The following is an 18558-nucleotide window of genomic DNA, read 5'->3' as shown; positions in this document are numbered from 1 at the left end:
GAGGACGGGCCCCACAGGCATTTTCGGACCAGGATCACGGGACCGAGGTTGGATGGCGTCAATGCAGGCAATGAACAGCGGTGGTGCTGCCGCATGAAGATCCTTCTTGTGGTCGACGTCCTCCAACCAGGAAATGGGACGACGGCCTCGACCCTTCGTTTTTCCCACGCATTGCGTGACCAGGGTCACGAGGTGCGTTTACTCAGCGTCGAGTCGACCCCGGTGCCCAGCACTCGCGGGATCCCCGTGGTCAGCGTGCCCGTCCTCTACCTGCCGCTCATCACCCACCTGGCTGACCTTCAGAACGTCGATCTCGCGCGCCCAGTCAGGGCCATTGTCTCCTCAGCGGTGGCCGAGGCTGACCTCGTGCATGTCGTCATGCCGTCGCTATTGGGGGCTTGTGCCAAACACGTGGCGCAGCATGCCGGTGTTCCCGTCACCGCGGGTTTCCACATCCAGCCTGAGAACATCACCTACAACGTGCACCTGGCCAACGCTCGACGCCTTGCCGACCGCATTTATCGCATGTTGTGGCTGGCGTTCTACCACGATGTGTCCCACATCCATGCCCCCAGTGAATTCATCGCCGAGCAGTTGCGCAGACACGGTTACGACCAGCACCTTCACGTCATCTCGAATGGGGTGCCGCCAGAGTTTCGGCCCGGCCCGCCACGAGAGACGTGGGCTCTGGATAGCTCTGGCCCTGCCACCGTCATGACTGTCGGCAGGCTCTCACCGGAGAAGAGGATCGAGGTCCTCGTCGACGCCATTGCCCGGTCTCGACATCGCGATCGGATCCGTCTGGTGGTCGCCGGTCGAGGGCCGCAGCGAGAATGGTTGCAGAGGCGAGCCGAACGCACTGGGGTTGGCGCCTGCTTCGTCAGCCACGACCGTCCGGAGGACCTCATCGCTGAACTGCGAGCCGCCGACCTTTACGTTCACCCCGCAGACGTCGAGATCGAGTCCTTGGCTGCCCTGGAGGCGTCCTCGGTCGGGTTACCCTGCCTCATCGTCGACAGCCCGCTGTCGGCCACTAGCCAGTTCTGTCGTGTCCCCGAGCACGGTCTGTGCCCGCCGCGCGATCCGGAGAGGATGGCGGCTGACATCGATTGGTGGCTGGAGCACCCGAAGGAGCGTGAGACCGCGGGCAAGGCCCAGGCACACTGTGGCCAGGAGTACGCCCTGGACAGATCGGCTCGGTTGCTGGTCGAGATGTTTGACGCCGCCATCTCGGGGTCGACCGGATGAAGAAGCTGCGGCGACTGGCCTATCTGACGATTGTCGGCCCAGCTGCGGTGATTCTCACCGGGATGACCTTCGCTTTTCGCCGGCGAGGACACCACCATCTGGAGCCAGGGACGATAGTCGTCAGCAACCACGTCCACGATTTCGACTGTCTGGCCCTGGTGCGGGTGTTCTGGCCGACCGGTCTGAGGTTCAACTCGCAACCTTCCAACTTCGACATCCCGGTGGCAGGGCTCATCCTGCGAGCCTTCGGAACGATTCCGGTTGACGTTTCTGACGTACGAGGTTTCTTCTCGGCCAATGCGCAGGCGCTGGCTGACGGTGACTGCGTCGTCATCTATCCAGAGGGAGACATCACCTGTTACGAGACCTCCGCAGGGACCTTCCGTCCAGGGGCCTTTGCCCTCGCGGTGCGCACCGGTGCCCCGGTGGTGCCAGTGGCACTGGTGCGGTCCGGGCGGAAGCTCGGAGTCAAGTGGCGGCGTCCGCAGCTGGAGGCCAAGGTGGGGCCGCCGATGTATGCCGATGAGACCCTGCCACGACGCCAGGCCAGGGAGGAATTGCGCCAACGAGCTGAGAACTTCGTCTCTCAGGCCCTTGATGAAGCGGTCAGGACACATCGGGGCGAAGCTGTCGGAGTTTCCCGATAGGCTTCACGCCGTGGCTAGTACTGGATTGACGACACCCCCGGACCTGCAACCGGACGTTCTGCGCATCATTCCCCTCGGCGGCCTGGGAGATGTCGGACGCAACATGTCGTGCTACGAAATCAATGGGGAGATCCTTCTCATTGACTGTGGGGTGCTCTTCCCCGAGGACGACCATCCGGGAGTTGACCTGCTCCTGCCGCACCTGGACTACCTCGATGACGACAAACTGTCGCGGGTCACGGCCCTGTTGCTGACCCACGGCCACGAGGACCACATCGGTGCGGTGCCGTTCCTGCTCAAGCGTCGTCCGGACATCCCGGTCTACGGATCCAAGCTCACCCTTGCCCTGGTGGAGGCCAAGCTCAAGGAGCACCGCATCCGCAACTACGACCTGCGCGTGGTGCGTGAGGGCGACACCGCCGAGATCGGCGAGGAGTTCGACGTCGAGTTCGTCGCCGTCAACCACTCCATCCCCGACGCGCTGGCCGTCTACGTCAAGACCGACGCCGGGTCGATCCTCAACACCGGCGACTTCAAGATGGACCAGCTGCCCATCGACGGGCGGATCACCGACCTGCGGGCCTTCGCCCGGCTCGGTGAGGAGGGTGTCGACGTCTTCATGGTCGACTCCACCAACGCCGAGGTGCCCGGGTTCGTGCGTTCCGAGCGCGACCTCGCCCCGGCCATCGAGCAGACCTTCGACCAGGCCACCCAGAAACTCATCGTTGCCACCTTCGCCTCACACGTCCACCGCGTCCAGCAGGCGGTCGACGCCGCCGTGCGGCACGGTCGCAAGATCTGCTACGTCGGGCGTTCCATGGTGCGCAACATGGCGATCGCCCGCGACCTGGGCTACCTCAAGGTGCCCGACGACTCACTCATCGAATTGCGTGATCTCGACAAGTACCCCGACGACAAGGTCGCCATCATCTGCACCGGTTCCCAGGGCGAGCCGCTGTCGGCCCTGGCCCGCATCGCCCACGGCGAGCACCGGGACATCTCGGTGGGGGAGGGTGACGTCGTGCTCATGGCGAGCTCGCTCATCCCCGGTAACGAGAACGCCGTCACCCGCGTCATCAATGGTCTCATGAGCTGCGGTGCCACGGTGGTGCACAAGGGCAATGCGCTGGTTCACGTCTCCGGGCACGCTGCCCAGGGCGAGCTGCTCTACGCCTACAATGTCGTGCGACCGCGCGCCGTCATGCCGATCCACGGCGAGTACCGGCATCTCACGGCGAATTCCCGTATCGCGGTGTCCACCGGTGTGCAGCCCGAGGACGCCATCGTCGTCACCGATGGCGGCGTCGTCGACCTGGACGATGGCCGGGCCAGCGTCGTCGGCAAGGTGGATGCCTCCTACATTCTCGTCGAGGGAACCGGGGTGAGCGAACTCACCCCCGATGCCCTGGCCGATCGCAAGATTCTCGGTGAGGAGGGCTTCATCTCGGTGTCGGCCGCCATCAACCCCAAGAGCGCGAGCATCGTGTCGGGGCCAGACATCAAGGCCAAGGGATTCGCCGAGGACGATCGTGCCTACGACGAGATCCGCGACCGACTCGTGAGCGAGTTGGAGTCGGCGATGCGCGGCGGCATGAGCGACCAGCACAAACTCCAGCAGGTTGCCCGACGCACCATCGGGCGCTGGGTGGCGCAGACCTACCGACGTCGCCCCATGATCGTGCCGACCATCATCGTCGTGTGAGGGTAATTTGGACTCTTGGGTGAACCGAACGGTGGTCCCGGACAGTGGTGCACTAGGCTGACAACGCCTCACCCAGGTGAGGCGTCCCACTCCAAGGAGAATCGTGGCCAAGCGCACCAGCATCCATGACGTCATCGAACGATTCCGCGCGGAACCATCCTCGACCGAGCGCGGAACCCAGTTCGAGGAACTCATGGTGTCGTACTTCGAGACCGACCCCACGCTGGCCTCCGAGTACGACGAGGTGACGACCTGGCCTCGGTGGGAGCACAACGAGCACACCCACGACTCGGGCATCGACTTGGTGGCCCACAACCGACACACCGGACGCTGGACCGCGATCCAGTGCAAGTTCTACGACCGCGGGCACTACCTGCAGAAACAGGACATCGACTCGTTCTTCACGGCGTCGGGCAGGGCCTGGGACCAGATCTGGTTCGACAATCGCATCATCATCTCGACCACCGATCACTGGTCGAGGAATGCCGAGAAGGCGCTGGAGCATCAGTCCCTGCCCGTGCAGCGCATTGGCCTGGCCGAGATCGCCGAGTCGCCGATTGACTGGATGTTCACGCCGGAGTCGCTCTCCTACGAGCCGCGCAAGGCCGTCCGCTATGGGTTGCGTCCGCACCAGAAGGAGGCACTGGAGAAGATCCAGGAGGGGTTCCAGAACCATGACCGAGGCAAGTGGATCTCGGCGTGCGGGACGGGCAAGACGTTCACCTCGCTCAAGCTCGCCGAGCGGCGGTGCGCCGACAATGACGGCCACCTCAAGGTGCTCTTCCTGGCTCCCAGCATCGCATTGGTGAGTCAGACCCTGCGGGAGTGGATGGCACAGTCCCAGACGAGGATCCGCCCGATGGTCGTGTGCTCCGACACCAAGGCGTCCCGCAAGACCGAGGACATCACGACCTACGACATCCCGCTGCCGACGACCGATGCCGCCCGGCTTGCCGAGCAGATGAAGGCGTCGGGTCGGCGCGGCAAGCAGATGACCGTCGTCTTCTCCACCTACCAGTCCATTGACGTCGTCGCTCGGGCCCAGCGGGAGTCCAGGGAGCAGTTCGACCTCATCCTGTGTGACGAGGCGCATCGCACCACCGGCGTCACACTTCCCGGCGGTGCCGACGAGTCGGCCTTCGTCAAGGTGCACGACAACGACTACCTGCCTGCCACCAAACGGTTGTACATGACGGCGACACCGCGCATCTACGGCGAGGAGTCCAAGCGCAAGGCAGCCGACCACTCGGCAGTCGTCGCGTCGATGGACGACGAGACGGTGTACGGCCCGCAGTTTCACCGGCTGGGGTTCGGTGAGGCCGTCGAGCGCAACCTGCTCACCGACTACAAGGTCATGATCCTGTGCGTCGACAACGAGTCGGTCTCCGGCGGGTTGCAGTCGGCGCTGGCCGACGAGGACCATGAGCTCTCCCTCGATGACGCTGCCAAGATCGTGGGCTGCTGGAATGGTCTGGCCAAACGCACCGCAGACATGGATTTCGGCCCGGACCCGGTGCCAATGAGACGGGCGGTGGCCTTCGCGCAGAACATTAAGGCGTCCAAGGCCTTCGCCCAGACCTTTCCGGCGGTCGTCGAAGATCTTCACACCGATCCGGACATGCCCGATCTCGAGGTCGCGGTGCATCACGTCGACGGCACGATGAATGCGCTCACCCGTGAGGACGAACTGTCCTGGCTCAAGTCACCGGGTGTCGAGGAGAGCGAGTGCCGCATCCTGTCCAACGCGCGCTGCCTGTCGGAGGGTGTGGACGTGCCGGCCCTCGATGCAGTGCTCTTCCTGTCGCCGCGCAACTCGCTGGTCGACGTCGTGCAGTCGGTGGGCCGGGTGATGCGCAAGGCTCCGGGCAAGGAGTTCGGCTACATCATCTTGCCGGTGGCGATCGATGCGAGCGAGTCACCCGATGAGGCCATGCGCAACAACAAGCGCTTCAAGGTGGTCTGGGACGTGCTCAATGCCTTGCGCTCCCACGACGACCGGTTCAAGGCGATGGTCAACTCGATCGATCTGGACAAGTCGACCAAGGGTCGGATCGGGATCGAGGTCTTCGGTAGCGACGGTGCCTCCGAGGAGCGCTCCGAGAAGGCGCAGCAAGCCCTGGGACAGCAGTTCCCGTTGTTCAGCACGCAGCTCAAGGACGCGATCCTGGCGCGCATCGTCAAGAAGGTGGGCGAGCGTGAGTACTGGGAGAACTGGGCCGACGACGTCGTGCACATCCACGCCAATCAGGTGACCCGCATCACGAGTCTGTTGACGCGTGCTCGAGCCGAGGACGACGAACTTGCCGACGCCTTCCGCGCCTTTCACGAGGGATTGCGCGCCAACATCAATGAGTCGATCAGCGAGGCCGACGCGATCGACATGCTGAGTCAACACCTCATCACCCAACCAGTGTTCGAGGCGTTGTTCCCCACCGGTTCGTTCGCCCGGAACAATCCGGTCTCGGCCACCATGCAGACCATGATTGGCCTGCTGGAGGATGCCGGCTTGCAGGCGGAGACCGCCGCCCTGGAATCCTTCTATGCCTCGGTACGCCGCAGCGCCCAAGGGGTGACGACCACAGCCGGTCGACAGACCGTCATCCACCGGCTCTACGAGCAGTTCTTCCGGAAGGCCTTCCCCAAGCAGTCCAGTTCCCTGGGGGTGGTCTACACGCCGGTGGAGATCGTCGACTTCATCCTGCGCAGCGCCGACGATGTGTGCCGCGCGCAGTTCGGCTATGGCCTCACCGACACCGACGTGCACGTGCAGGATCCGTTCACCGGCACCGGGACGTTCATCGTGCGGCTGCTCGAATCGGGGATCATCCGGCCCGAGGACCTGGGGCGCAAGTATGACCGGGAGCTGTGGGCCAACGAGATCATGCTGCTGGCCTACTACATTGCGTGCGTCAACATCGAGACGACGTACCAGACTCTCACCCAGGCCCAGATGGACGAGATCGTGGACCAGCAGTTCGCCTCGCGCCCAGCGGCTGAAACCGGGCCGGGAGGTGAGATCCCCAGCACCGAGGGCGAGCAGTCCGAGGGGCGGGCTTCGCAGGAGGCTCCGAGCGCCCGGTACACGCCCTTCCCGGGTGCCACGCTCACCGACACCTTCCAGATCACCGAGAAGGGGGATCGGGCCGACACCTCGTTGATCCCGGCGAACAATGAGCGCATCGAGCGGCAGTTGGCGGCCCCGATCCAGGTGATCGTCGGCAACCCGCCGTACTCGGCCGGCCAGTCCAGCGCCAATGACGACAACGCGAACCTGCACTATCCGACCCTGGACGCCCGGATCGGGCAGACCTATGCCGCCCGTTCCACGGCCACGAACAAGAACAGCCTCTACGACTCCTACATTCGCGCCTTCCGGTGGGCGAGTGATCGGATCGGCGAGCAGGGAGTGGTGGCCTTCGTCTCTAACAATGGTTGGGTGGACGGCAACACCGCCGACGGCATCCGCCAGACCCTGGTGGACGAGTTCACCCAGATCTGGGTGTACAACCTGCGCGGCAATCAGCGTACGGCAGGGGAGACGTCTCGTCGGGAGGGCGGCAAGGTCTTCGGATCTGGTGCCCGGACCGGGGTGGCGGTCCTCATCGCCGCCAAACAGCCCGGTGTCGCGGGATGCCAGCTGCACTACCACGGCGTGCCCGACTACCAGTCCCGCGAGGAGAAGCTCGCCGACATTGACGAGGCCACCTTGGCGTCGGTGCCGTGGCGCTCGATCACCCCGAACGAGGCCGGCGACTGGATCAACCAGCGCAATCCCATCTTCGACACATTCCCTGCACTGGGGATCAAGGGCAAGAGCGAGACCACGTGCCCGATCTTCCAACTGTTCTCGGCAGGGTTGAAGACCAACCGCGATGCCTGGTGCTACAACTTCAGTCGTGCATCGGTCAACGGGAACATGAGCCGGATGGTCGAGAACTACAATGCACAGGCGGTGGGTGCCGACATCGACAACGATCCGACCAAGATCAGTTGGAGTAGTGACCTTCTCGCCGATGCTCGCAAGGGGCGCACCCACGAATTCAGGAAGCACCGTATCTACCTCGGGTCGTACCGCCCATTCACCAAGCAGTACGCCTACTTCGACCGACCTCTCAACGAGAGGGTGTACCAGCTGGAGAAGATTTTCCCGACGCCGCAGCATGGGAATGTGGGGTTTGGGGTTATCGAATCTGGTGCTCGATCGCCATTCAGCGTCTTGATGCAAAATGCGTTGCCCGACAGCAAAACCTATGTAGACGCTGCCCAGTTCTTCCCTCGCTGGACCTACGAGAAGGTCTCTGCAGACGATGGGCTCTTTGCGGCCTCGTCCGGGGAGGTTGACGAGTACGGCTATCGTCGCCTCGACAACATCACCGATGAGATCCTCGCTGTCTACCGGGAGAAGTTCGGGCCGCAGGTGAGCAAGGACGACATCTTCCACTACGTCTACGGGGTGCTGCACTCCCAGCAGTACCGGGAGGTGTTCGCCGCCGATCTCAAACGGATGCTGCCGCGCATCCCGCTGGCTGCCTCGTCGGCTGGCTTCCAGACGTTCGTCGATGCCGGCCGCGCACTTGCCGATCTGCACGTCAACTACGAGACGGTCGATCCCTACCCGCTCCACGAGTCCACGCATCCGCTCGATGTCGACGAGTGGGAGCTGTATCGCGTCACCAAGATGCGGTGGGAGGACAAGACCACTCGGAAGGCCATCATCTACAACGGCTACCTCACGCTGAGTGACATTCCCGCTGCCGTGCACGAGTATCGGCTCGGCTCCCGCTCCGGTCTCGAATGGCTCATCGACCGCTACCAGGTGAAAACCGACAAGGCCTCCGGCATCGTCAACGACCCCAACGACTGGTGCCGTGAGCACGACGATCCCCGCTACATCGTCGACCTCGTCAAGCGGGTCACCCGGGTGTCGGTCGAGACGATGGACATCGTCCGGTCGCTGCCGGAGCTGCCCATCTAATCGGATCGTGGTACCTCATTGCCGGGTCCCCAGATACCGGTAGGCCTATGGTTACACCGTCGGCCGGGGGACGTGGGCGATGTCGTCGGCCTTGTTGCTCAGCTTGTCCTGGATGTTGTATAGTTGGCACCAACATGACCGGTTCCGCTGCCCGCTTCGGTGGGAGTCCAGGGCCGGTCCTCATTTTTCGGAAAGGCAATCCCGCGGGTGGCTCAGGCCAAGCAGTTCAAAACCTACACAGAGCAGGTCGAGCTGTTGCGTGGGCGCGGGATGCGCATCGATGATCAGGATCGAGCCGAGCACCTCTTGGCACGGCTCAACTACTACCGATTGTCGGGGTATTGGTATCCGATGCGCCGCTTCACCGATGACAAGGGTGCAGTCGGTGATGAATTCGTAGCTGGTGCATCGTTGGACTTGGTGGTTGATCTCTACAAGTTTGATGAACGATTACGTCACAGCGTGTTCATTGAGCTGGACCGGGTGGAGACGGCTGTTCGCGCCATGCTTGGCTACGAGCTGGGACGTATCGACCCATTGATCTACTTGGATCCGAAACGCCTGGGTGTGCAGGCCAGACGTCGTAGAAGAGATGGTTGCGGCGAACACGAAGCTTGGTTGAGGAAGTACCGGGCTGCCTTCAGAGCCTCCAGGGAGGACTTTGTCGCTCATCACAAGAAGAAGTACGGCAAGGCAATGCCTGTTTGGACCGCAGTTGAGATCATGGATTGGGGTATGCTTTCCCGCCTGTACAGAATGCCGCCCAACATCGTTCGTAACCGCATTGCTCGCCAGTGTGCACTGAGTGCCCCGCAGCTGGAATCATGGTTGAAATCGTTGAACATCGTGCGTAACTATGCAGCTCATCATGCTCGAATGTTCAACCGTGTCTATGACATCAAACCCAAATTAAATGATGATCAGCGGTTGGCTCCAGTTGCTGGGAAAATGAATCGTGCTTTCGGCCAACTCACGCTGATCCAATATCTGCATCGTCAACTCGATCTTTCCCGAGGGGAGCGTTTGCCGACTCTTTTTGAGAGCTATCCAGACAACGATATCGTTCCATTGTTTCGCACGGGTGCACCCGAGGATTGGGCGGGTCTCGATCTGTGGACATGCTAGCCCCGGCCGTGCATGGCAGGCGTACCTGTGGTCATCAGTACCCAGCGTTGCTCCAAGTGTCAATCATGCATGATGGACATCGTCCGGTCGCTGCCGGAGTTGCCCATCTCATCGGATTTGGGTTCTGGCCGCTCGACCATATAGGCTTGTCCAGTTCCCAAGGGAACCCCTTGAGTTCCCCAGGAACCCTCGAACCCATCGATTGTGTGGGCGTCCGCGTGACGCCGACCCCGAACAAGGAGATCTCCCAGTGGCTGCTGTCTGTGACGTCTGCGCCAAGCGCCCCGGTTTCGGACACAACGTCCCCTGGTCGAAGAAGAAGACCAATCGCCGGTGGAGCCCGAACATCCAGCGCGTCCGTGTCGTCGAGAACGGCACGCACAAGCGCATGAACGTGTGCACGTCGTGCCTCAAGGCTGGCCGAGTCAGCCGCTGAGCACTGCGTTCGACGTTGGAACCCGCCGTAAGGTGGGTTCTTTGTCGTTGTGGGTGTCATTGCCTGTCGGTACGGTGACACTGTGAATGCAGTGACCAGGTGGCACACCCGCACCCAGCAGGAACTTCACCGCCCTCTGGCAGAGGCGGTGGGGGCCAAGACGGCCAAAGCATTCGCCGCGATGCACGTCGAGACCGTCGGCGAGGCCCTCGGTCACCTTCCACGTCGCTACCTCACTGGTACCGAAACCACGGATGTGTCCCACCTCGTCGCTGACACTGAAGTCGCCTTGGTGGCCGACGTCGTCGGAGTCGAGGTTCACACCAACAAGACTGTGACAGGTCGAGAGAGGCGACCGCGTCAACGTCTGGAAGTCATGCTGTCCGACGGCAACGCACGCCTGCCGGTGACCTTCTTCGGCAAACCCCACATCGTGTCCTACTGGCAACGCATTTTTTCTGCCCACACTCACGGCATCTTCGTCGGCAAGGTGGGGGAATTCCGGGGTAACCCGCAGCTCGTTCACCCCGACTTCGTCATGATCGACCGCAACGGCAAGGTCGTGGCGGGCCGTGAGGAGGGCAAGGTGATGGCTGCGCAGGTGCAGCGTCACGGTTTGCTCGGTCTCTACCCGCAGACCTCGAAGTTGCGCACCTGGGAGATTGCCTCGGTGGAGTCGATGCTGCTCGAGTCCACCCCCGAACTTGAGGACACTCTGCCCGAATGGCTGCGTCAGGAGGCTGATCTGCCGACCCTGTGGCAGGCCTACCACGCCATCCATCACCCGCATTCGGTGGAGGAAGCCACTCGCGGTGCCGAGCGACTGGTGTGGGAGGAGGCCATCGCCACCCAGGTGACGATGGCGGTGCGTCGACGTAATGCCGACAGTCATGACGCGCCGGTGTGTCGACGTCGTGATGACGGCCTGCTGGCAGCCTTTGAGTCGAGGCTTCCGTTCGCCCCGACGGCAGGCCAGGACGACATTAGCCGGGCCATCGACGCTGACCTGTCTTCCGATCACCCCATGCACCGACTGCTGCAGGGGGAGGTGGGTTCCGGTAAGACCTTCGTGGCCTTGAGAGCGATGCTCCAAGTCGTTGACGCTGGGTACCAAGCCGTCCTGCTGGCACCCACCGAGGTTCTCGCCCAGCAACATTACGCCACGATCACCGGGATGATGGACGAGTTGGCCGCGGGCGGTGGCCTCGACGCTCCAGAGAACTCCACCGGAGTTGCGCTGCTCACCGGTTCGATGAGGACGGCTGGAACTCGAACCGCCTTGGCCGACATCGCCTCGGGAGCGGCCGGAATTGTCATCGGAACCCATGCCCTGTTGTCGGGCAAGGTCATCTACAACAACATCGGTCTGGTCGTCGTTGACGAGCAGCACCGCTTCGGCGTCGAGCAGCGCAGTGTCTTGACGACTGGTGATGGTGCTCGACCTCACGAGCTCGTTCTCACTGCAACGCCGATTCCTCGCACGGTTGCCATGACGGTCTTCGGTGATCTCGAGGTGTCGACCTTGCGAGAACTGCCGTCAGGACGTGCCGACATCCAAACCACTGTGGTTGATCTGCCAGCCCACCGCTCGTGGCTCACCCGCGCCTGGGAGCGCATCCGAGAGGAGTGCGAGGCCGGGCATCAGGTCTTCGTGGTGTGTCCTCGTATCAGCAGCGATGACGCTGACGACGTCGAGGGTGGTCGCCCGCCGACGGCTGCGGTCGAGGAGATCGCTCCTCAGCTGGCCTCCGGTCCGCTCGCAGGACTGCGCATCGACGTCCTCCATTCTCGGCTGGACGCCGATGAGAAGAAGGCCGTCATGGATCGTTTCGCTGACGGCGAGTCCCAGGTCCTCATCTCCACCACGGTCATCGAGGTCGGCGTCGACGTCCCCAACGCCACCATGATGGTCATCATGGATGCCGATCACTTCGGCGTCTCCCAGTTGCACCAGTTGCGCGGACGTATCGGGCGAGGAAAGCTGCCGGGCCTGTGCCTTCTGGTGACGACGGCCCTGCCCGGATCGACGGCCCGTGAGCGGCTTGCCGCAGTGGCATCGTCCCGTGACGGCTTTGAGCTGGCCGAATTGGACCTGGCCCAGCGTCACGAGGGCAATGTGCTCGGATCCTCCCAGTCGGGGTATTCCTCGCCACTGCGGTTGTTGCGGGTGCTCGACCACGCCGAGATCGTCACTGCGTCCAAGGATCTCGCCGAACAGTGGGTGCGAGAGGAGCCCGAGGATCCCCGGCTGCTCGACGTTGTCACCGCGACGGAGATGCTGGCTGAGGGCGATCTCATGGAACAGGGATGAGCTGACCAGGCGTGACGAAGGTCCGGAACGTTGACGACGATCCGGACCTTCATGAGTGGTCTGTCAGTTGTCCTTGGGCTCCGGACCGAAGGCGAAGGTACGGCCGGTGATCTGATCGGCCTGGACACGCACGTAATTGCGCTTCACGGTCGGCACCCACGGCAGCAGGGGCATCTTGTCGCACAGCGCGAGCTCGGCCTCGTCGGTGATGACCTCGGCGCTGCCGCGCACGACGACCGACCAGCCGGTCTCCTCGGTCCAACCGTCGGCCTCGAAGGCCACACGGTTGTTGGTGACGATGTCCTCAAGCTTGCTTCCAGCGGCGGTGCGGAAGACGATGCTCTGCCCGTCGACGACATAGTTGACGGGGAATACCTCGGGCTGGTCATTGACGCTGGTGGCCAGGCGGCCGACCTCAGCCGTGTCAAGGTAGCCCCAGCAGCTGTCCTCCGGGACCTCGGTGATCGGGTTCTCCTCATTGATCATGGGGCCATTCTTCCTGAACACGGCCCATTTCGGGAGCCGACCGGCACAAAGTTGCCGATGTTGGTGAGGATGGCTCGCCACATGACCATGTCGAGGGGTTTAGGAGTGGATGCAATGGGTACGGCGACGATGCGGGCGTGATCGGGCGAAACCGCTAGCCTGGAGGGGTGAGCAGGATTATCTCGGGTCGTGCTGGCGGACAGCGTCTGACCACTCCGTCAGGGCGGCTCACACGTCCTACGACCGATCGGGTGCGCGAGGCTGTCTTCTCTGCGTTGGCAGCCTGGAACGGAACATCTGATGAGGCTCCCGAGGACCAGCTGGCCGGGCAAGCCTTCTGCGACCTGTTCGCTGGGTCCGGAGCAGTTGCCCTCGAGGCTGCCAGTCGCGGTGCATCGACGGTCGTTGCCGTCGACCGGGACCGCTCGGCGTGTCATGTCATGAAGGAGAACGCCCGGACCACGCGCTTGCGGATTCAGGTGGTCGCCCAGACGGTATCGACATTTCTCTCCGACAACCGGCAGATCTTTGACGTCGTCTGGTTCGACCCGCCCTACGACTTGGCCGACGACGTCATGGATGGCCTCATCGACGCCACCATTCAGAACGCCCTGGCCCATGACGGACTGATCGTGGTGGAGAGGTCGCGCCGCAGCCGACCGCCTCACGTCCCGGAAGGGTTTGAGTCGTGGAACTCTCGTTACGGTGAAACCGTCGTCTACTATGCCCAGCGCAACCACGAGCCCATGGAGCAGCAGTGAAAGCAGTTTTTTCAGGATCCTTTGACCCCATCACCCTCGGCCACGTCGACATCGTGACGCGAGCCGCCGAGCTTGTTGACGAGGTCGTCGTCGGGGTGGCGGTCAACTCGGCCAAGAATGGCATTTTCTCCATGGAGGAGCGGGTGGCCTTCGTCAGGGATGCCGTCGCTGACATCCCGGGTGTCGAGGTCGCCCTCGTCGACGGGTTGCTCGTCGACTTCTGCACCGAGCAAGGGGCTGACGCGATCATTCGTGGCCTGCGCTTTGGTGGGGATTTTGACTACGAGCTCCAGATGGCCCACCTCAACAAGGCCATGAGCGGGATCGAGACAATCCTGCTGCCGGCTGGGCGCGAATTCGGGACGATCAGCTCCTCCATGATTCGTTCGGCGGCATGCAATGGGGGCAATGTCTCAGAGTTCGTGCCAGCTATCGTCGATGCCGCGCTGCGAGAGAGGTTCCCGCGCTCCTGACGACCGGGGATCCTTGGGCCATGGTCCAGGCCTCCGAGTGTCGAGCATGAGGTCGCAGTCGCACAGGTCAGCGGGCTAGAGCACCGGCGAGGGCCTCTCGGCCTGTGAGCGCATGGGTGGGATGAAAGACGAGCCTGGGTGCTCGTCCGGTCTGTATGGCTTCATCAACCCATCGGGCGAAGAGATCGCCCATGGGGAAAGACACCGACCGTCCCGCCCCGGTGGCCCAGTCCGCGCTGAATTCCAGCGGCTCATCGGCCTGTTCCTGGGGCTGAGCGTTATGCAAATCGGGCAGCACGTCCGAGATGGCCAGGGCTTCCGGCTTTGGCTTGCCGTCGTTGGTGAACAGGCCGAGCGAATACTCCAGCTTCGGGAAATCCAACAGCTGGTCTGACACGTCGTGGGAGCACCACCATGTCACCGCCTCCAGACTCGGGGTGGTGGCCACCGAGGCCAGGGACGACGTGACGAAGTCCGCTGCCCGGTCGTCGGGAACATGGCTGCGAGGCGCACCAATTTCCTGCAGCCAGAGTGGACGGTGGGGATCGGGACTCCAGGCCCGGGCCAGTTCGAGCAGATAGCGTGGGAACCACGTGAGGGCGGGATGTCCCTCCCCGAAGTGCGGTCCGACCTGCGCGAACACCCAGGAATGGATGGTCGTCGATGAGCCCAGGGTGACGGCGTGACGCGGGGTGAAGGGATGATCGTCAACGAACCAGAGGTCGTCGTCGAACCCGAACCAGAACCGTCCGTCCGGCCACTGGTCCCGCATGGTCCCGAGCATCGTCTCCAGCCACGTCTGGGCCTCATCGACGGTGCACCCGCTGCGCGTCGGATGATGGTGCCCCGGGGCCAGAGCAGCGTACTGCGGGAACTCGTTGCCCACCGTCATACCGGTGACGTTCGGCTCTTCCCGCAGGCGTGTTGCCAGTTGGCTGATGAGTTCGGTCTGGCCAGCCTTGACGAGCGGATCGGTGAAGAGATTTGACTCGTGCCATGTGACCACCCAGGAGGGCAGGAAGTCATAACTCGACAGATGGCCGTTGAGGGCGTCGACGGTGACCTCAAGGTCGAATTCGCCAGCTGCGCGCACGACGGAGACGACGTCATCGAGGGCGCGGGGACGCACCAGACCGCGATTGGGCTGCAACAACGGCCACAGTGGGAAGATTCGTACGTGATCGAGGCCCAGTCGTGCAATTGCTTCGAAATCGCGTCGTGCCGCATCGATATCGAGGTCAAGCCAGCTGTGGAACCATCCCTGTGACGGTGTGTGATTGACGCCAATCCTCATCGGTTGCGTCCCAACCTCAAGGTCGCAACCTGGAAGGGGCGCATGGACAGACCGATGGTGTCGTCAGCAAGGCCAGCGGTGATGACTGACGGACCGACCTGGGCGTGCGGGTTGTCCTCAAGGGGGTCCTCGAGCAGGTCGGACTCAACGGCGGACGTGGCATCAAAGCCCACCGTCATCGTGGTGTGAACATGACGCCCGTAGGGCTCGTATAGCCGGACGATGACGTCACCAGAGCCATCCTCAGCCAATTTGACGGCCTCTACCGCAATGCCTTCGACGCTGACCAGCGGATCGACCGGCGATCCCTGACGACGACGCACGCACAGGTTGGCGGCATACCCGTCACGCACGGCATCGGTGAGATCGGCTCCGACGTGCAAAGTGTGGAAGAAGTCATGCTCTCCCTCGTCGGCGCGCGGGTCGGGGTATCGGGCTCCCTTGAGAAGGGAGGCGCGGGCCACCGACCATGTGCCGCCGTTGTCCTTGGGATGGCGGGACACATTCCACCCATAGGTGCCGGAATTGGCGATGGCGACGCCGAATCCGGGCTCGGAGATGTACACCCAGCGATGGGCATGAACCTCGAAGCGGAAGGCATCCCACGAGGTGTTGGTGTGGGTGGGACGGGTGATGTGACCCATCTCGATCTCGTAGTCGGCGTGATCGGTGTGGACGTCCACCGGCCAGGACAGTTTGAGCAGACTGTCTCGTTCGTGCCAGTCGACATGGGTGCGCACCTTGACGCGCGGATCTCCCGGATTCACGGTCAGCGACTGGGTAGCGCGGGAATCCCCGAACGTCCTTGTGACGCTGATGGTCACGGAATCACCGTTGCGGGACATGGTGGCCCTGCCATCATCCAGGTCGGTGACGTTGTTGGCGTAGAAGGGATCGATGTCCCACGCGTCCCACATGTTCGGGAAGTCAGGGTGAATCTGAAGAAGATTGCCACGCTGACCAGCCGGGATGGCATCGCGACCGGAAGCAGGGTCGACGAGGTGGGTGATGAGGCCGTGCTCGTCAACGGTAAGACGCAGCAGGCCATTGTCGACGACGAATCCGTCAGCCGCATCCTCAGCCTGAACCCCGTGGGCAATTGTCGGAGCAACTCCGGCCCCCATGGCCACGGTGGAAGCCCACGGACGAGTCATCGGAGAAGAATCGAAGACGACCTGCTCGTCACCCTCTCCGGCTAGCAGCTCCTGGGCATGGTGAATGAGCTCGGTGAGTTCGTCAGAGATGCGCCGGTGATCGGCGACGACCTCGCGATACACCCACGCGATCGCCGATCCAGGCAGGATGTCGTGGAACTGGTAGAGACAGATGGTCCGCCAGATCTCGGCCAACCGCTCACCGGGGTAGTCCATCAGGCCGCGTACGGCTGCGGTGGCGCACCACAGCTCGGCGTCGCGCAGCAGGTGCTCATTGCGACGGTTGCCCTTCTTGACCTCGTACTGGCTGGTGAATGTGCCGCGGTGCAGCTCGAGATAGAGCTCCCCAACCCAGGCGCCCGGATCCTCGTGTTCGGCCTCGGCGCGGCTGAAGAACGTGGCCGGAGGCTCGATGGCCAGCTTGGGGGATCCGTCAAGATCGGCGACACGACGGGCCTGGGCGAGCATCTCGCGAGTGGGACCACCGCCGCCATCTCCATAGCCGAAGGGCACCAAGGAGGAATTGGCGCGGCCCTTGTCCTGGAAGTTGGACCGGGCGTGTTCGAGGTCACGAGCCGAGAGGTCAGAACCGTAGGTGTCAGCCGGCGGGAAATGGGTGAAGATGCGGGTGCCGTCGATTCCCTCCCACCAGAAGGAGTGGTGGGGAAACTTGTCGACCTGGTTCCACGAGATCTTCTGGGTCAGGAACCACTGGGCGCCAGCCAGTTTGGCCAGCTGCGGTAGGGCTCCCGAGTAACCGAAGGAATCAGGCAGCCACACCTCGGGGCAGTGGTGGCCGAACTTCTCCATGAAGTACCGCTGCCCGTACAGCAGCTGACGGCACATCGCCTCACCACCAGGCAGGTTGGCGTCAGACTCCACCCACATACCTCCAACCGGGATGATCCGGCCGTCGGCGACTGCCTTCTGCAGTCTGGCGAAGAGATCAGGATGGTCCTCCTCCAGCCAGGCCGAGTGTTGAGCAGCAGGGAAGGCGAAGAGATGGGTGGGGTCGTTCTCGATGAGATTGAGCTGGTTGGAGATGGTTCGAGCGACCTTGCGTCGGGTCTCGCGCAGCGGCCACAACCAGGCGGAGTCAATGTGGGCATGGCCGATGGCCGTCATCGTCTGGGCAGAGTCGTGGGCAGGACGAGCGAGGACTGGGGCCAACTCGGCGCGAGCAGCTGATGCTGTGGAGGCAACGTCGAAGAGATCGATTCTGTCCATGGAACGATCCAGAGCACGACGGATCTCCCACCGGCGCTCAGAATCCTCCGGTAGCTGGGCAGCCAAACCGGACAAGGTCATGATGTCAGCGATGAGTTCGCGGATCTCGTCGTGGACGACGACGAGATCAGCTTGCTTGAGGGTGTAGTAGGCGTCAGTCGAGGCAGTGAGTTTATCCCCATCCTCGGTTGGCTGGAAAGGAGGCTGGGCCAACAGGATCGGGTTGGAGGCAGCCTCGACGTAGATGTCGATGTGACCTTCCGTGTCGATCTCGACGGGAATCCACGTGTTTCGCGGATTGAGAGCCTTGATGACCGACCCGTCCGGACGCACCACGAGGCCCTCGGACTGGAACCCTGGGGAGTCCCAGACGCCCCCGAGGTCGACGATCATCTCGAGATGATCGTCGCGATGCTCCGGCGGAACGGTGGCCATGAGATGGAGCCAGGTCGTTCCCCATGGCGGGCCCCACTTGTCTCCCACCCGGAACGGCTCATAGCTCAGCGACAGCCCCTCGCTGATCGAGATGGGCTCTCCCTGGCCGCGGACTCCGGGGCGACTGTTCGGTCCCTCGGTGGTGTCAGTGACGGGAGCCCACTCGACGTCGAGTGGGCACACCGTGGTGGTCTCGGCGGGGCGAATCTTCTCAGCGAGATGACGGCGCACCCGACCGTCAAGAATGGGGGCGTGATCATGCATGGGGAGTCCCTGGCGGTTGC

The 18558-nt window shown here is 63.0% G+C and carries 12 protein-coding genes; 9 read left to right on the top strand and 3 right to left on the bottom strand.

Annotation, left to right across the window (positions count from 1 at the left end):
• Window positions 1-93: 93 nt before the first annotated feature.
• The 7 genes from ACP8ML_RS07705 to ACP8ML_RS07675 all read left to right on the top strand — a co-directional run bounded on the left by ACP8ML_RS07705 (window position 94) and on the right by ACP8ML_RS07675 (window position 12444).
• The gene (locus ACP8ML_RS07705) at window positions 94-1248 is read left to right on the top strand and encodes a glycosyltransferase (RefSeq protein WP_117188528.1); all 1155 of its coding nucleotides are present in this window, start codon (window positions 94-96) and stop codon (window positions 1246-1248) included.
• Window positions 1245-1895 carry a lysophospholipid acyltransferase family protein gene (locus ACP8ML_RS07700; RefSeq protein WP_065674210.1) on the top strand — a complete coding sequence of 217 codons (651 nt, stop codon included), beginning with the start codon at window positions 1245-1247 and terminating at the stop codon, window positions 1893-1895. The genes ACP8ML_RS07705 and ACP8ML_RS07700 overlap by 4 nt, the downstream gene beginning before the upstream one ends.
• A 10-nt stretch (window positions 1896-1905) precedes the next feature.
• Complete coding sequence (locus ACP8ML_RS07695; RefSeq protein WP_117188526.1) at window positions 1906-3597, top strand: ribonuclease J; 1692 nt, start codon at window positions 1906-1908, stop codon at window positions 3595-3597.
• Window positions 3598-3700: 103 nt separating this feature from the next.
• Window positions 3701-8572 carry a DEAD/DEAH box helicase gene (locus tag ACP8ML_RS07690; protein ID WP_117188524.1) on the top strand — a complete coding sequence of 1624 codons (4872 nt, stop codon included), beginning with the start codon at window positions 3701-3703 and terminating at the stop codon, window positions 8570-8572.
• A gap of 207 nt (window positions 8573-8779) precedes the next feature.
• Window positions 8780-9697, top strand: coding sequence for an Abi family protein (locus tag ACP8ML_RS07685; protein ID WP_117188522.1), 918 nt, complete (start codon window positions 8780-8782; stop codon window positions 9695-9697).
• A 250-nt stretch (window positions 9698-9947) separates the two neighbouring features.
• The gene (gene rpmB / locus ACP8ML_RS07680) at window positions 9948-10133 is read left to right on the top strand and encodes a 50S ribosomal protein L28 (protein ID WP_016665706.1); all 186 of its coding nucleotides are present in this window, start codon (window positions 9948-9950) and stop codon (window positions 10131-10133) included.
• 91 nt (window positions 10134-10224) lie between these two features.
• Window positions 10225-12444: an ATP-dependent DNA helicase RecG gene (locus tag ACP8ML_RS07675; protein ID WP_249361196.1), complete on the top strand. Its 2220-nt coding sequence runs from the start codon at window positions 10225-10227 to the stop codon at window positions 12442-12444.
• Window positions 12445-12507: 63 nt separating this feature from the next.
• Here the strand turns inward: ACP8ML_RS07675 and ACP8ML_RS07670 are convergent, their stop codons facing one another.
• Complete coding sequence (locus ACP8ML_RS07670; RefSeq protein WP_004808626.1) at window positions 12508-12930, bottom strand: pyridoxamine 5'-phosphate oxidase family protein; 423 nt, start codon at window positions 12928-12930, stop codon at window positions 12508-12510.
• A 167-nt stretch (window positions 12931-13097) separates the two neighbouring features.
• Here ACP8ML_RS07670 and rsmD point away from each other — a divergent pair, with 167 nt between their 5' ends.
• On the top strand, window positions 13098-13691 hold the full coding sequence (gene rsmD, locus ACP8ML_RS07665) for a 16S rRNA (guanine(966)-N(2))-methyltransferase RsmD (protein WP_117188520.1): 594 nt from the start codon (window positions 13098-13100) through the stop codon (window positions 13689-13691).
• Window positions 13688-14164: a pantetheine-phosphate adenylyltransferase gene (gene coaD, locus ACP8ML_RS07660; protein WP_065674206.1), complete on the top strand. Its 477-nt coding sequence runs from the start codon at window positions 13688-13690 to the stop codon at window positions 14162-14164. The genes rsmD and coaD overlap by 4 nt, the downstream gene beginning before the upstream one ends.
• A gap of 67 nt (window positions 14165-14231) precedes the next feature.
• Here coaD and ACP8ML_RS07655 read toward each other — a convergent pair whose 3' ends face one another.
• Window positions 14232-15458, bottom strand: coding sequence for a glycoside hydrolase 5 family protein (locus ACP8ML_RS07655; protein ID WP_117188518.1), 1227 nt, complete (start codon window positions 15456-15458; stop codon window positions 14232-14234).
• Window positions 15455-18538, bottom strand: a complete 3084-nt coding sequence (locus ACP8ML_RS07650; protein WP_117188516.1) for an alpha-mannosidase — start codon at window positions 18536-18538, stop codon at window positions 15455-15457. Before ACP8ML_RS07650 ends, ACP8ML_RS07655 begins: the two co-directional genes overlap by 4 nt.
• Window positions 18539-18558: the final 20 nt, after the last annotated feature.

The organism is Cutibacterium sp. LaCa_255, from assembly GCF_057458005.1.
The sequence above is the reverse complement of the archived record's forward strand: the minus strand, read 5'-3'. Positions and strand labels throughout refer to the sequence as shown.

What these genes read in the sequence shown, in the direction of transcription:
- ACP8ML_RS07705 (WP_117188528.1), top strand. Translation starts at nt 94, where the DNA reads ATGAAGATCCTTCTTGTGGTCGACGTCCTCCAACCAGGAAATGGGACG.
- ACP8ML_RS07700 (WP_065674210.1), top strand. Translation starts at nt 1,245, where the DNA reads ATGAAGAAGCTGCGGCGACTGGCCTATCTGACGATTGTCGGCCCAGCT.
- ACP8ML_RS07670 (WP_004808626.1), bottom strand. Translation starts at nt 12,930, where the DNA reads ATGATCAATGAGGAGAACCCGATCACCGAGGTCCCGGAGGACAGCTGC.
- ACP8ML_RS07655 (WP_117188518.1), bottom strand. Translation starts at nt 15,458, where the DNA reads ATGAGGATTGGCGTCAATCACACACCGTCACAGGGATGGTTCCACAGC.
- ACP8ML_RS07650 (WP_117188516.1), bottom strand. Translation starts at nt 18,538, where the DNA reads ATGCATGATCACGCCCCCATTCTTGACGGTCGGGTGCGCCGTCATCTC.